This is a genomic window from Streptomyces sp. 71268 (genome assembly GCF_029392895.1).
GTDB lineage: Bacteria > Actinomycetota > Actinomycetes > Streptomycetales > Streptomycetaceae > Streptomyces.
The window spans coordinates 336,664-350,203 of sequence record NZ_CP114200.1; the positions used below are offsets into that span (position 1 = coordinate 336,664).

At 75.0% G+C, this 13,540-nt stretch carries 14 protein-coding genes; 8 read left to right on the top strand and 6 right to left on the bottom strand.

Annotated features, from left to right (window positions below; translation table 11 throughout):
* The first annotated feature begins 83 nt into the window (after positions 1–83).
* Positions 84–1,268, top strand: a complete 1,185-nt coding sequence (locus OYE22_RS01140; RefSeq protein ID WP_277318618.1) for a glycine C-acetyltransferase — start codon at positions 84–86, stop codon at positions 1,266–1,268.
* 169 nt (positions 1,269–1,437) lie between these two features.
* On the opposite strand, the gene OYE22_RS01145 is transcribed toward OYE22_RS01140, so the two are convergent.
* Together OYE22_RS01145 and OYE22_RS01150 are read right to left on the bottom strand one after the other, a co-directional pair.
* Positions 1,438–1,890, bottom strand: a complete 453-nt coding sequence (locus tag OYE22_RS01145) for an RDD family protein (RefSeq protein WP_277318619.1) — start codon at positions 1,888–1,890, stop codon at positions 1,438–1,440.
* A gap of 369 nt (positions 1,891–2,259) precedes the next feature.
* Positions 2,260–3,189, bottom strand: a complete 930-nt coding sequence (locus tag OYE22_RS01150) for a phosphatidylinositol-specific phospholipase C (RefSeq protein WP_277318620.1) — start codon at positions 3,187–3,189, stop codon at positions 2,260–2,262.
* Positions 3,190–3,472: 283 nt separating this feature from the next.
* Between OYE22_RS01150 and OYE22_RS01155 the strand changes: the two genes are divergently transcribed.
* The 5 genes from OYE22_RS01155 (at position 3,473) to OYE22_RS01175 (ending at position 8,610) form a co-directional block, all read left to right on the top strand.
* Positions 3,473–4,003 (top strand): AAA family ATPase, encoded by a 531-nt coding sequence (locus OYE22_RS01155; RefSeq protein WP_277318621.1) that lies wholly within the window; start codon positions 3,473–3,475, stop codon positions 4,001–4,003.
* Between the two features lie 331 nt (positions 4,004–4,334).
* The gene (locus OYE22_RS01160) at positions 4,335–4,904 is read left to right on the top strand and encodes a 2Fe-2S iron-sulfur cluster-binding protein (protein WP_277318622.1); all 570 of its coding nucleotides are present in this window, start codon (positions 4,335–4,337) and stop codon (positions 4,902–4,904) included.
* Positions 4,901–5,905, top strand: a complete 1,005-nt coding sequence (locus OYE22_RS01165; RefSeq protein WP_277318623.1) for a xanthine dehydrogenase family protein subunit M — start codon at positions 4,901–4,903, stop codon at positions 5,903–5,905. The genes OYE22_RS01160 and OYE22_RS01165 overlap by 4 nt, the downstream gene beginning before the upstream one ends.
* 10 nt (positions 5,906–5,915) lie before the next feature.
* Positions 5,916–8,009, top strand: coding sequence for a xanthine dehydrogenase family protein molybdopterin-binding subunit (locus OYE22_RS01170; protein ID WP_277318624.1), 2,094 nt, complete (start codon positions 5,916–5,918; stop codon positions 8,007–8,009).
* 109 nt (positions 8,010–8,118) lie between these two features.
* The gene (locus OYE22_RS01175; RefSeq protein WP_277318625.1) at positions 8,119–8,610 is read left to right on the top strand and encodes a pyridoxamine 5'-phosphate oxidase family protein; all 492 of its coding nucleotides are present in this window, start codon (positions 8,119–8,121) and stop codon (positions 8,608–8,610) included.
* Positions 8,611–8,705: 95 nt separating this feature from the next.
* Here the strand turns inward: OYE22_RS01175 and OYE22_RS01180 are convergent, their stop codons facing one another.
* Positions 8,706–9,143 (bottom strand): transcriptional repressor, encoded by a 438-nt coding sequence (locus tag OYE22_RS01180; protein WP_277318626.1) that lies wholly within the window; start codon positions 9,141–9,143, stop codon positions 8,706–8,708.
* Between the two features lie 290 nt (positions 9,144–9,433).
* Complete coding sequence (locus tag OYE22_RS01185) at positions 9,434–10,201, bottom strand: alpha/beta fold hydrolase (RefSeq protein ID WP_277318627.1); 768 nt, start codon at positions 10,199–10,201, stop codon at positions 9,434–9,436.
* 276 nt (positions 10,202–10,477) lie between these two features.
* Here OYE22_RS01185 and OYE22_RS01190 point away from each other — a divergent pair, with 276 nt between their 5' ends.
* On the top strand, positions 10,478–11,782 hold the full coding sequence (locus OYE22_RS01190; RefSeq protein WP_277318628.1) for a pyroglutamyl peptidase: 1,305 nt from the start codon (positions 10,478–10,480) through the stop codon (positions 11,780–11,782).
* Between the two features lie 88 nt (positions 11,783–11,870).
* Here OYE22_RS01190 and OYE22_RS01195 read toward each other — a convergent pair whose 3' ends face one another.
* Together OYE22_RS01195 and OYE22_RS01200 are read right to left on the bottom strand one after the other, a co-directional pair.
* Positions 11,871–12,083, bottom strand: a complete 213-nt coding sequence (locus OYE22_RS01195) for a DUF4287 domain-containing protein (RefSeq protein WP_277318629.1) — start codon at positions 12,081–12,083, stop codon at positions 11,871–11,873.
* A gap of 44 nt (positions 12,084–12,127) precedes the next feature.
* Complete coding sequence (locus OYE22_RS01200) at positions 12,128–12,685, bottom strand: dihydrofolate reductase family protein (RefSeq protein ID WP_277318630.1); 558 nt, start codon at positions 12,683–12,685, stop codon at positions 12,128–12,130.
* A gap of 132 nt (positions 12,686–12,817) precedes the next feature.
* Between OYE22_RS01200 and OYE22_RS01205 the strand changes: the two genes are divergently transcribed.
* Positions 12,818–13,489, top strand: coding sequence for a TetR/AcrR family transcriptional regulator (locus OYE22_RS01205; RefSeq protein WP_277318631.1), 672 nt, complete (start codon positions 12,818–12,820; stop codon positions 13,487–13,489).
* The last annotated feature ends 51 nt before the right edge of the window (positions 13,490–13,540 follow it).

Genomic DNA, 13,540 nt, shown 5'->3' on the forward strand with positions numbered 1-13,540 from the left:
CCCACGCGTTCGGGTCGCCCGCGCCGCGGGAGAGCCGGCCCGAGCGCGACCGCGAACCACCGACCCGTCCCGAAGGAGCCCCCGTGTTCGACAGCGTGCGCCAGGATCTGCGTGCCGAGTTGGAGGAGATCCGCGACGCCGGCCTGTACAAGTCCGAGCGCGTGATCGCCAGCCCGCAGTCCGCGAGCGTCCGCGTTGGCGACGCCGCGGTCGTCAACTTCTGCTCCAACAACTACCTCGACCTCGCCGACCACCCCGAGGTGATCGCCGCGGCCAAGCAGGCCCTGGACGACTGGGGCTTCGGCATGGCGTCGGTGCGCTTCATCTGCGGCACCCAGACGCCGCACAAGGAGCTGGAGCGGCGGATCTCGGAGTTCCTCGGCACCGAGGACACGATCCTGTACAGCTCGTGCTTCGACGCCAACGGCGGCGTCTTCGAGACGCTGCTCGCCGACGGTGACGCGGTCATCTCCGACGAGCTGAACCACGCCAGCATCATCGACGGCATCCGGCTGTCCAAGGCGGCCCGCTACCGCTACCGCAACCGCGACCTCGCCGACCTGGAGCGCTGCCTGAAGGAGGCGGCCGGAGCGCGCCGCACGCTGGTGGTCACCGACGGCGTGTTCTCCATGGACGGCTACATCGCCCCGCTGGACGAGATCTGCGACCTGGCCGAGCGGTACGGCGCCATGGTCATGGTGGACGACTCGCACGCGGTCGGCTTCGTCGGCGAGAACGGCGGCGGCACGCCGGAGCTGTACGGCGTGCGGGACCGGGTGGACATCGTCACCGGCACGCTCGGCAAGGCGCTCGGCGGCGCCAGCGGCGGTTACGTGGCCGCCCGCGCGGAGATCGTCGAGCTGCTGCGCCAGCGCTCGCGCCCGTACCTGTTCTCCAACTCCCTCGCCCCCTCCATCGTCGGTGCCTCGCTGAAGGTGCTCGACCTGCTGGCGGCCTCGGGCGACCTGCGCGAGCAGTTGCGCGCGAACACCGCGCTGTTCCGTTCGGAGATGACGGCGGCCGGCTTCGACGTGCTGCCCGGCGAGCACGCCATCACCCCGGTGATGATCGGCGACGCGGCGCTGGCCGCGCGGATGGCCGCCGCGCTGCTGGAGCGCGGCATCTACGTGATCGCCTTCTCCTACCCGGTCGTGCCCAAGGGCAAGGCCCGCATCCGCGTGCAGCTCTCGGCGGCGCACTCCACCGACGACGTACACCGCGCGGTGACCGCCTTCCGCGAGGTGCGCGACGAACTGGCCGCCGCCTGACGGCAGGGCGGCCCCGCTGGTGGCGTCCGCTCTGCGCGGGCCGACGCCCCGGTTGAAACGTGTGGAAAACGAGTGAAAAACGGATGGAGCCCCGGTCGCCACGAGGCGGCCGGGGCTCCATCGCGCTGTCACGGGCCCGCGTTCCGGGGGCGCGCGGCGCGGCACCGGGTCACAGCCCGCCCGGCACCCAGGGCTCCGGCGCCTCCAGGCGGACGACGACGGTGCCGGCGGCCTGGTCGTGCAGGCACTGCTGGAGCGGCTCGTCCCGCAGGGACCAGAGCTGGTCGACGCCGCACAGCGCGATCATGCCGACGTGGGTCAGGTGCCGCCCGAGGGCGATCCGGTAGGGCAGCGCGCCGCCGTCCTGCGCGTGCGCGACGCGCAGTCCGAACAGCAGCTTTCCCGGGGAGCCGCCCCAGCGGGCGGTGGTGAGCGGCGAGTAGCAGAACAGCAGTCCGGCGGCGGTCAGGGCGGCGACCGGGGCGACGGGCCCGTCCACCACCAGGCTCGGCACCGCCGTGACGCACGTCAGCAGGCCGAAGAGCACGAGGTCGGTGAGGTAGGCGCCGAGCCGTTCGGGGAGGTCGGCCGGGTACGGCTCGCCGGGGCGGGTGGGGTACATCCTCAGCCACGGGGGCCAGGGCCGTCGCGGCAGCCAGTCCTGGTCGATGGGTCCCGCCAGGGGGCGGGGACGGGCGCGGAGGGGGCGGCGTCGTCCATGCTCGCAAGTTAGCGCGGCGGGCCCGCGAGAGACCCTCAGCGACGCACAGTTCACCGATGAAGTACGCGGTGTGACCGTACGGGCCCCTCAAATGTTCGGCGATGGCCGCGTCCGACGGCTCCCGGCGCGTCGCGCGTACGGGTGTGACAGCGGGGCCCACCGACACAGCGCGGGGCGCGGCGGCTCACGGGCCCGGCGACCCGTGGACGCGAGGGCGGGGAAGCGTCGGGGCGGGCGTCCCCGCCGCCCGCCCCGCCCCCGGCGGCGGCGCTACGCGGCGCCGGCGGCCGTGGCGGCCCGCTGGTTGCGCCGGATGATGGTGTGCACGAGCGCCGGCGTGGCGTCGGGGAAGTCCAGGGCCACCACGCCGAGCCCGGTCAGCCGGCGGCCGTGCGGGCCGGTCAGGAAGCGGTGCACCCGGGGGTTGAGGTACCGGGCGTTCGCGCGCGGGGAGCCCTGGACGGCGGTGCCGACGTAGTTGACGTACAGCTTGCCGGGCCGGGCGGCGGCCTTGCGCAGGTGGCGCTCGACCTTCTGGTACTTCACGGCCGGGGCCGCCGTCGCGTCGTCCTGCACGTCGAACAGCGCGGCGTCGCCGTACGGGACGCCGGGCAGCCTGGGGTGGTCGGCGAGCAGGACGACCCGGCCGCGCGCCTGGCCGAGCGTGGGCAGCGTCGCGTCGAGCCGCAGCAGTCGGCGGAAGCCCGCCAGGTAGAGGTCGAAGACGCGCCGGAACTCGGCGTCCGGCACGGTGGAGTGCTCCTGCCGCAGCCGCAGCAGCACGGTCTCCGAGGGGTGGGCGCGCAGGAACGCCTCGCAGGCCAGCAGCACCTCGCCGAAGAGCACGCGCTGGAAGACCGCCCCGTGGTGGACGGCGAAGGCCGAGTGGGACGACCGGCAGCCGATGTCCAGGAACCGGATGCCCAGGTCCAGTTGGTCGGCGATGGTACGGCGCTGGCGGGCGACCTGGGCCCCGCCGAAGCGCACCGCGGAGTGCTGGGTGCCCGGCAGGCTCAGGCGGGCCACCGGGGTGTCGTCGGCCAGGTCCGCGAGCCAGCCCCCGGTGGGCCGGGGCGAGCGCGTCGGCGCGGCGCGCGGTACCTCGCGCGCCGCGGCCGGATGCCCGCCCGCGTACCCCAGGAGCCCGCCCGCGGTGACGGTCGCCGCGCCGAACAGGAAGCCGCGCCGGTCCAAGCTCATGTCGCGTCCTCTCGTGGCCATCTGATGGCCCGTCGGGTGGTGCGGGAGACGGGCCGCACGGTAACAGCTCCGACCACCGAGCGCGGGAGCCACTCGGCGCCCGGGCCCGGCCCACCCCGGACATGTGACGGGCTTGCCCCCGTACGGCCCGTGTGTCCGCCGACCCGGTGTGGCGGGAAACCGACGCGACCGCCGGCCATCTCGCGGGGCACCGGCCCGGCCCCGCCCGGCGGCCCGCGAAAACGGGATGCCCCGGGGCGGGGCGGTCTGCGAGGGTCCGCGCGTGAACACCGGGGAACGCAACGAAGCTCTGCTCATCGCCGGCCGCTCCGGCGTCGGCAAGTCGACCGTGGCCTGGGAGGTCTCCGCCGCTTTGCGGGCGGCGGGCACGGCCCACTGCCTGATCGAGGGCGACCTCATGGACCAGGTGCACCCGGCCCCACCCGACGACCCGGACCGCTCGGCTATCACCGAGCGCAACCTGGCGGCGGTCTGGGCCAATTACGCCGCGCTGGGCCAGCGGCGGCTGATCTACACCAACACGGTCAGCGTGCTGGAGGGCGCCATGTTCCGCCGCGTGCTGGGCGCGGAGTTACGGATCGTGTCGGTGCTGCTGACGGCGGACGACGCCACCGCCCGCGACCGCCTGACGGGCCGCGAGATCGGCTCCCAGGCGCGGGCGCACATACGGCGCAGCGCGCACATGGCCCGTCACCTGGCCCGGCACGCGCCGCCGGACTCGGTGCGGGTGGCGACCGACGGCAGGACGGTGGTGGACATCGCCCGGGAGGTGGTGGCGGCCACCGGGTGGTGAGTGGCGGCCCGGGCCGGGCGGGTGTACGGCCCGGGCCGCCGCACTCCCCCAGCGAGCGCACGGCCTCCTCCCGGACGCACCCGTCGGCGGTTCCGCGCGTACGGCGCCGGCGGGCTGCCCGGCCGCCCCCACCACTCCCCCGCCGGGCCGCGCCACTCCCGCGCCGGGCGGCGGGCGGGCCCTCGCGTCGCCCGGCCGGCGGCGCGGGGCGCGCGTACGCCGGCCGGCGGTGCGCCACCCGGGTGACTGGCCGATACTTTCTGGTTTGTCCCGGGGCGGGGAGGGGACGCGACCACGGGGCCGCAGCACACCAGCGAAGGGCCGTGACGCCATGGCAACGATCCCGACACCCACCGTCCAGCACCGCCCGACCTCCTCGGAGATCACCCTGCGGGTCAACGGCGCCAGCCACCGGCTGACCGTCGACCACCGCACCACCGTGCTCGACGCGCTGCGCGAACACCTGGACCACACGGGCCCGAAGAAGGGGTGCGACCACGGCCAGTGCGGGGCGTGCACGGTGCTCGTCGGCGGTCGCCGTACCAACAGTTGCCTCCTGCTCGCCGTCGCGGCCGACGGCGAGGAGATCACCACCGTGGAGGGGCTGAGCGACGGCGAGCAACCGCACCCCGTGCAGCGCGCCTTCCTCGATCACGACGGGTTCCAGTGCGGCTACTGCACCCCGGGTCAGGTGTGCTCGGCCGTCGGCGTGCTCGCCGAGGCGGCCGGCGGCCACCCCTCGCACGTCACGCCGCTGCCCGGGGCCGGCTCCGGCGCCCCACCGCCGGGCTCCCCGGTGCCGCTGACGCCGGCCGAGATCCGCGAGCGGATGAGCGGCAACCTGTGCCGCTGCGGCGCCTACCCGAACATCGTGGCCGCCATCGAGGAGGTGGCTCCGTGAAGCCGTTCGGCTACGTGCGCGCCGAGGACGTCGACACGGCGATCGCGACCGTGGCCACCGAGCCGGGCGCCCGCTTCCTGGGCGGCGGGACCAACCTGGTGGACCTGATGAAGCTGGGCGTGGAGCGGCCGGAACTCCTCGTGGACGTCAGCCGGCTGCCGCTGACCGGCATCGACCCGCTCCGTGACGGCCGGTGGCGGATCGGCGCCAACGTCCGCAACAGCGACCTGGCCGCGCACCCGGTCATCCGCTCCCGGTTCCCGGCGCTCTCCCAGGCGCTGTTGGCCGGCGCGTCGGGGCAGTTGCGCAACGCCGCCACCACCGGCGGCAACCTGCTCCAGCGCACCCGCTGCCTGTACTTCCAGGACGTGAGCAAGCCGTGCAACAAGCGCTCCCCCGGCAGTGGCTGCCCCGCGCGCGAGGGCGTCCACCGGGACCTGGCAATCCTCGGCCACTCCGAGCACTGCGTGGCCACCCACCCGTCCGACCTGGCGGTCGCGCTCGCCGCGCTCGACGCCAGCGTCGTGCTGCGCGGGCCGGACGGCGAGCGCCGGGTCGCGCTGACCGAGTTCCACCGGCTGCCGGCCGACCTGCCGGAGCGGGACACCGTCATCGCCCACGGCGAGTTGGTGACGGCCGTCGAACTGCCCGCCCCGCCGCCGGGGCGCTCCGCCTACCGCAAGGCCCGCGACCGCGCCTCCTACGCCTTCGCGCTGGCCTCCGTCGCCGCCGTGCTCGACGTGCGCGAGGGCGTGGTGCGCGAGGCGCGGCTCGCCTTCGGGGGCCTCGCGGCCAAGCCGTGGCGGGCCAGGGTCGCCGAGCAGGCGTTGCACGGGGCGCCGGCGACCGAGGACTCCTTCCGTCGCGCCGCCGACGCCGAGTTGGCCGCCGCCAGGCCGCTGCGCGACAACGGTTTCAAGGTGCCGCTCGCCCGGAACCTGGCCACCCAGGTCCTGACCTCGCTCGCCGACGCCCACCACCAGCCACCTTCGGCACGTTGAGGAGCAGTCCATGCGCCCACCCGAGACCGGGGCCCCGCTGCGCCGCCTCGAAGGCCCGCTCAAGGTCACCGGCAGCGCGCGGTACGCGGTCGAGTACGCCCTGCCGGAGATGGCGTACGCCTGGCCGGTGCCGGCGACCGTCGCGCGCGGCGAGGTGCGGGCCGTGCACACCACGGACGCGCTCGCCATGCCCGGCGCGCTCGCGGTGCTCAGCCACGAGAACGCGCCGCGCCTCGGCCCCGCCGACGACCCCACCCTCAGCGTCCTGCAGCGCCCGCACGTGCCGCACCGCGGCTGGTACGTGGCGCTGGCCGTGGCCGAAACCCTGGAGGTGGCCCGCGCGATGGCCGCCGCGCTCCAGATCGACTACGCGGCCGAGCCGCACGATGTCGTCCTGGTCAGCGGCCACCCGAGATCGTACGAGCCGGAGCAGGCCAACGGCGGGCATCCGGCCCGCCGCGAGAGCGGCGACTTCGACGCCGCGTACGCGGCCTCGGCGGTGCGCGTGGACGCCACGTACACCATGGAGGCCGAGCACAACCACCCGATGGAGCCGCACGCCAGCACGGCCCACTGGGTGGACGGCGGGCTGACGGTCTACGACTCGAACCAGGGCTCGACCAAGGTCAAGGAGGCGCTCGCGCCGCTGTTCGGGCTGCGCCCGGAGCAGGTGACGGTGGTCACCGAGCACGTGGGTGGCGGGTTCGGGTCCAAGGGCACGCCGCGCCCGCAGGCGGTGCTGGCCGCGATGGCCGCCCGCCACGTGGACCGCCCGGTCAGGCTGGCGCTGCCCCGCCAGCAACTGGCCGGCGTCGTCGGCCACCGGGCCCCGACCATCCAGCGGCTGCGGATCGGCGCGGACCGCCAGGGCCGGATCGACGCGCTGGGGCACGAGATCCTCACCCACACCTCCACGGTCAAGGAGTTCGTGGAACAGGCCGCGACCCCCTCGCGCACGATGTACACCTCGCCCAACAGCCGCACCACGCACCACGTGGCGGCGCTCGACGTGCCGAGCCCGTCGTGGATGCGCGCGCCGGGCGAGGCGTCGGGGATGTACGCGCTGGAGTCGGCCATGGACGAGTTGGCGGTGGCGCTCGACATGGACCCGATCGAACTGCGGGTACGCAACGACCCGGCCGTCGAGCCGGACACCGGGAAGCCGTTCAGCAGCCGGCACCTGGTGGAGTGCCTGCGCGAGGGGGCGCGGCGCTTCGGCTGGGCGGACCGCGACCCGCGTCCCCGGAGCCGGCGCGAGGGCCGGCAGTTGATCGGCACGGGCGTCGCCTCGGCCACCTATCCGGTACTGGTCTCGCCGTCGACCGCCGAGGCGTGCACCGAGCCCGGCGGCGGCTACCGGGTGCGGATCAACGCGACCGACATCGGCACCGGCGCCCGCACCGTGCTCGCCCAGATCGCCGCGGACGCGCTCGACGTGCCCGTGGACCACGTCCTGATCGACATCGGGTGCAGCGACCTGCCGGCGGCACCGCTCGCGGGCGGCTCGTCGGGCACCGCGTCCTGGGGCTGGGCCGTGCACCGCGCCTGCCTGCGGCTGCGGGCGCTGGTCGAGGAGGCGGGCGGCGACGAGGTGCCCTCCACCACGCTGCGTGCCTTCGCCGACACCTCGGGCGAGGCGGACGCCGCCTCGGACTACGCCCGGCACGCGTTCGGCGCGCACTTCGCCGAGGTCGCCGTCGACGCCGACACCGGCGAGACGCGGGTGCGCCGGCTGCTCGGCGTCTTCGCCGCCGGCCACGTCCTCAACTCCCGCACGGGCCGCAGCCAGTTCATCGGCGGGATGGTGATGGGCCTGGGCATGGCGCTCCTTGAGGGCAGCACCATGGACCCGGTCTTCGGTGACTTCGCGGAGCGCGACCTGGCCTCGTACCACGTGCCCAGTTGCGCCGACGTGCCCGCCGTCGAGGCGCACTGGATCGACGAGGACGACCGGCACCTCAACCCGATGGGCAGCAAGGGGATCGGCGAGATCGGCATCGTCGGCACGGCGGCGGCGATCGGCAACGCGCTGCACCACGCGACGGGGGTACGGCTGCGGGAGCTGCCGATGACGCCGGACCGGGTGCTGGCACACCTGGGTTGAGCCCGGGGCGCGGGCCCGGCCCCGGGCGAGCACGGGCCGGGTCCGTGGCCGGCCGGGCGCGGGTAGGGTGCGGGCGGACCGTTCCATGATCGGAAGGACGTGTTGCCCCGTGCCCGACCTCGCCACCACCGCCCCCGCCTTCGTCGAGATGGCGCACCGCATCGTATGGGCCTCCGTGGCCACCGTGGACGGCGCCGGCCGCCCGCGCAGCAGGGTGCTCCACCCGATCTGGACCTGGGAGGACGGCAGGCTGACGGGCTGGGTCGGCACCAGTCCGACGCCCGTCAAGCGCGCCCACCTGGCGCACAGCCCGTACGCGTCGGTGAACTACTGGTCGCCCGACCAGGACACCTGCGTCGCCGAGTGCGAGGCCGAGTGGGCCGACGACGTGGAAACCCGCACCCGGGTGTGGAACCTGCTCAAGTCGGCCCCGGAGCCGCTCGGTTACGACCCCGGTGGCATCGGCGTCTCCGCCTGGCAGACGCCCGAGTCGCCCGGGTTCACGGCCCTCAGGCTGACCCCGTGGCGGCTGCGGGTGATGCCGGGCTCGCTGATGCGGGGCGAGGGCGGCGAGATCCTTACCTGGCAGCGTGCGGACTAGCCGTATCGCCTGGTGAGGTGGGGCGGGCGGCGGCACGGCGCGCGAGGCCGCGCCGGGCGCCCCTCGGCCGCCCCCACCGGGGCGGGGGCGCGGCCTCAGCTCGCGGTCGCGCAGGTGGCGCACAGTCCGGTGAGTTCCAGGGTGTGTTCCACCGCCGAGAACCCGGTGCGCTCGGCCACGCCGTCCGCCCACTCCTCCACCACGTCGGCGTCGACCGGCTGGCTGTGGCCGCAGCGGCGGCAGAGCACGTAGTGCCGGTGTCCGGCGGCGGGGCGGTGGCGGTACCGACGGCCGCCGGCCGCGTCGCGCACGACGTCCAGCAACCCGTCCCGGGCCAGGACCTGCACGCTGCGGTAGACCGTGGTCAGCCCGATGGACACGCCGTCGGCGCCCAGTTGGGCGTGTAGTTCCTGGGCCGAGAGGAACCGCGCCGAGTCGGCGATGACCCGCAGCACCGCGGCCCGCTGCGGCGTGTGGCGCCCGGACACGACGCCGTCCGCCCGCGCCGCCTCGCCCGACCGTCCGCCGCTCATGGTCGCCCGCCCTCCGGTACGACGTGAGATCGCGTCGCTCACGTGGCCGACACGGCCGAAGCCCCCAACCCGCCCCACGGTAAGTGGGAACGGTTTCCAGGTCGAGGAAGGGCCGGGGCGCGGCACTCGACCCTGGGGGCGCACAGGGGGCGCCGCCGGCGAGCCACCCCGCGCGCCAACCACACCCCTCTCACCAGCCTTGTCCCGCTGACGGTTCGGCCGCGAACTCGTCGTGTACGGCACCCTACTGACGGTCACTCAGGCATAGGGTCCGGTAACCGCCGGCGGCGTCAGCGCGGTGGGGCCGGCAGCGCCGACGCGCCCAGCGCCGCGACCATCCGCTCCCCCTGCGGCCAGAGGAAGAAGTGGTCGCCGGGGAGCACCGTCAGGGCGAAGTCGCCGCTGGTGGCCGAGGCCCAGTCGGCGACCGTCTCCGGCGTGGCCTCCGGGTCCGCGTCGCCGGTGAACGCCTCGATCGGGCAGCTCACCCGGGCGTCGGGGTCCGGGGCGTAGGTGCCGACGATCTGGTAGTCGGCACGTATGGCGGGCAGCAGCAGCGCGCGCATCTCGGGGTCGGCCAGGAGTTCCTCGCTGGTGCCGCCGAGTCGGCGCAGTTCGTCGGTGAACTCCCGCTCGCCCAGCCGGTAGGTGTCCGCGGGGTGCTGGTGGCGCGGGCCCGGCCGGCCGGACACGTACAGCCGCCGCGGGCGCGGGCCACGGGCCCGCTCCAGGCGCAGCGCGACCTCCCAGGCGACGGAGGCGCCCATGCTGTGCCCGAAGAGCACCAGGCCGCGTTCGCCGAGCAGCGGGGTGCGCAGTATCTCGGCGGTCAACGCGTCGGCGAGCGCGGCCATCTCGACCAACGGCTCCTCAAGGAGGCGGTCCTGACGGCCCGGGTACTGCACCGCGAGCAGTTCGAGCTCAGGCGGCAGCATGCGCGCCCAAGGGGCGAAGAACCCGGCGTTGCCGCCCGCGTGCGGCAGGCACAGGACGGTCGTGGTGGCGGCGGGGCGGGGCGCTGGGCGGCGCAGCCACGGGGATTCGGGCGCGGTCGGCACGGTCGGCTCCGTACGGTCGTCGGTGGCGCCACCGGGTACGAGACGACCGGCGGCCCTGTCCGGGCAGTCTCCCGCACGGCGGTGGGTGGCCATGGCACGGGTCGGTGGTCACCGCCGGAAACGCGTGGTCGGCGGGGGGTGGTGCGACGGGCGGCGGTCGGGTTCCATGGCGGGCACGCCGCGCGGCTCGCCGGATGCGACCGCGCGGGGTGCGTCAGGCGGGCGGGCCCGCCCGCCGCCGGACGCCGTCGCCACCCCCGTACCGAAGGACCGCGTATGAGATCCCTCCGCACCCGCCTGGGCTGGCTCGCCACCGCCGTGGCCGCTCTCGCGCCGTTGGCCGTCGCCGCCCCGGTGTCCGCCGCCGCGCCGGCGGGGGCGCCCGGCCCGGTCGGCAGCACCCGCGCCGACGGGCCCACCGTCGAGGAACGGCGGCTCGACCTGCCGGTGCCCCGCGAGATCCTGCGGCGCGGCGGGTTCGACGACGTGGCGCCGCGCTTCGCCCGCGCGCTGGCGGGCGCGCGCTCGCCGGCCGCGGCCCAGCGGGTGGTGGCCCAGCACGGGCAGCGCCTGTGGGAGCGGGCGGTGGACCGGGCGCAGGGGCGCGGGCCCGCGGGCGGCGACCTCAGCCGGGACGACGACCGCCCGCTGTACTGGGCCCGGCTCGGCATGACGCGGGCCCTGACCGAGTGGCGGCCGCACTTCCCGCTGTCCGACGCGCGCCGGGCCGCGCTGCGGGCGCACCTGGAGCGCTCGTCGCGCGGCCAGGACACGCTGCGGCTGCCGGCGGGCAAGGGCGTGAAGGGGATCGTGGTGACCGGGTTCGACCCGTTCCAGCTCGACGCCGACCCCCGGCGCAGCAACCCGTCCGGCGCGGCGGCCCTGGCACTGGACGGCACCACGATCAACACTCCCTCGGGCCCCGCGCGGATCGAGACGGCCGTCTTCCCCGTGCGCTGGGACGAGTTCGCGTCCGGCGTGGTCGAGCGGGCGCTGCTGCCGCACTTCAGGCCGGGCCCGCGCCAGGTGGACCTGTTCACCACCATCAGCCAGGGCCGCCCGGGCCACTTCGACGTGGAGCGCACCAACGGGGCCTGGCGCGGCGGCTACGGCGACAACGCCAATGTCTCCCGCACCGGCCTGGTGCCCATACCCCCGGGCGTGCCGATGCCGACCGAGCAGCCGCAGTGGACGACGACCTCGCTGCCGTACGAGCGGATCGTCGAGGCGACAACCGGCCCCTTCCCGGTGCGGGACAACACGGCCGTGACCGAGATACCGGCCGGCGGTGACAGGCCGGTGGAGCGGCCCGACGGGCCGACGCCCGGCTCGGCGGCGCGCGCGGGTGGCGGCGGTGACTACCTGTCCAACGAGATCGCCTACCGGGCGACGCTGCTGCGCGACGCGGTCGGCCTCGACGCGCCGGGCGGACACCTGCACACCCCGGTCCTGGCGTTCGGCCCGGGCAACACCGACCCGGCCACCGGCGCCGTCACCGACCCGGAGTTCGTACGCGCCCGACAGGCCATCACGGAGCAGGTGCGCGCGGTGCTCACGGTGGCGGCGGGCACCGTGCGCTGACCGCCGCGAACCCCTCCCCGAGCGACCTGGGCGACCCGGGCGACCTGGCAACCCGGGTTCCCGGCTCCCCAGCTCCCCGGGGAGGGGTTCACCTGCCGTTCGCCTCGGCGAGGGTGTGGGCGACCAGGGCGTTGGCGTGGCCGTGGCCCAGGCCGTGTTCGGTCTTGAGCCACGTCACGAGTTCCATGTGCTTGGTCAGCGGCGAGGAGTGGATGAGGTCCTTCCACTCGGCGATCGGGCGGCCGTACTTCTTCTCGATGGAGGGGAAGTAGCTCGCGGGCCCCTTCACGGGTGCGGTCATGGCGGGTTCCTTGTCTGTGCGTGGTGGGGTGGTGGCGGTGGGGGTCAGGCGGTGCGCTGGTGGCGCAGCAGGACCACCTGGGAGTCGAACGTCCGGGTCTCGACCAGGGACAGGTCGACGCGCTGCTGGGGGGTGAAGACGGGCTTGCCGCCGCCGAGCAGCACGGGGTGGACGAAGATCTGGTACTCGTCGATCAGGCCGTGTTCGGTGAGGAAGCCAGCCAGCGTGGAGCCGCCGAACAGCACCAGGTGTGCCCCGCCGTCCTTGAGGGCGGTCAACTGCTCAACCACGTCGGTGCCGATGACGCGGGCGTTCCAGTCGGCCTCGGTCAGCGTCGAGGAGACGACCACCTTGGACGCCTCGCGCCAGACGGGCGCGAACGCGAGGTCGTGCTCGTGGGTGGAGAACTCCTCGGCGCGGGGCCAGTAACCGGACATCATGTCCCACACCACGCGGCCGTACAGGAAGATGTCGGCGCTGTCGGTGAGGGACTGCGAGTAGGCGGACAGTTCGCGGTCCATGCGGGGCCAGTCGAACTCCCCCTTCGGGCCCTCGATGAAGCCGTCCAGCGACTGGTGCACGAAGTGCGTGATCTTGCCCATGAGTCCCGGGCCCCCTTGTCGACAGGTGTCCGGACGGCCGTCGACCGCCCTTGTGTACGATGTCCACATTCGGAGGGTGCGGTGGTCCGTGTCCCCCGAGTGATCACACGAGAGCCTAGACGACCTAAGTGGATGCTGTCCACATTGGAGGTGGCGGACATGTCCCCGGCCGGGAACGGAAAGCCCAGGCGGGACACCTACCGCCACGGCGACCTGCGCAACGCCCTGACCGAGGCCGCCCTCGAACTCGCCCGCCAGGGCGGCCCGGAGGCCGTCGTGCTGCGCGCCGCCACCCGGCAGGCCGGGGTCGTCCCCAACGCCGCCTACCGCCACTTCGCCGACCGCGACGCCCTGTTGCACGCCGTCTCCCAGGCGGCCATGGCCCAGGTCGCCCGCACCATGGAGGCCGAGCAGGCCGCCGTGCCGCCGACCGAGGACCCGGTGGCCGCCGCCCGGGCCCGCTTCCGCGCCGTCGGCACCGGCTACCTCCGCTACGCCCGCGAGGAGCCCGGCCTGTTCCGCACGGCCTTCCACGTCCCCGGCGACATGGCCCACGCCGCCGACGACACCGCCGCGGGCGCCACCGGCAGGACCCCCTTCGAACTGCTCGGCGAGGCCCTCGACGGCCTCGTGGACGCCGGCCTGCTGGCCGCGGACCGGCGTCCGGGGGCCGAGTTCCTCGCCTGGTCCGCCGTGCACGGGCTCGCGGTCCTGCTCATCGACGGCCCCCTGCGCGGCCTCCCGCCCGCCCAGGCCGACGACGCGGGTCAGCACGTCATCGACATGATCGAACGCGGCATCTGACGCCCTCGGGCGCGGATCGGTGCCCGCGGGCGATCACCCGCCGACGCCGCC

What these genes read in the sequence shown, in the direction of transcription:
- OYE22_RS01150 (WP_277318620.1), bottom strand. Translation starts at nt 3,189, where the DNA reads ATGAGCTTGGACCGGCGCGGCTTCCTGTTCGGCGCGGCGACCGTCACC.
- OYE22_RS01195 (WP_277318629.1), bottom strand. Translation starts at nt 12,083, where the DNA reads ATGACCGCACCCGTGAAGGGGCCCGCGAGCTACTTCCCCTCCATCGAG.
- OYE22_RS01190 (WP_277318628.1), top strand. Translation starts at nt 10,478, where the DNA reads ATGAGATCCCTCCGCACCCGCCTGGGCTGGCTCGCCACCGCCGTGGCC.
- OYE22_RS01180 (WP_277318626.1), bottom strand. Translation starts at nt 9,143, where the DNA reads ATGAGCGGCGGACGGTCGGGCGAGGCGGCGCGGGCGGACGGCGTCGTG.
- OYE22_RS01145 (WP_277318619.1), bottom strand. Translation starts at nt 1,890, where the DNA reads ATGTACCCCACCCGCCCCGGCGAGCCGTACCCGGCCGACCTCCCCGAA.
- OYE22_RS01205 (WP_277318631.1), top strand. Translation starts at nt 12,818, where the DNA reads ATGCTGTCCACATTGGAGGTGGCGGACATGTCCCCGGCCGGGAACGGA.
- OYE22_RS01170 (WP_277318624.1), top strand. Translation starts at nt 5,916, where the DNA reads ATGCGCCCACCCGAGACCGGGGCCCCGCTGCGCCGCCTCGAAGGCCCG.
- OYE22_RS01200 (WP_277318630.1), bottom strand. Translation starts at nt 12,685, where the DNA reads ATGGGCAAGATCACGCACTTCGTGCACCAGTCGCTGGACGGCTTCATC.
- OYE22_RS01160 (WP_277318622.1), top strand. Translation starts at nt 4,335, where the DNA reads ATGGCAACGATCCCGACACCCACCGTCCAGCACCGCCCGACCTCCTCG.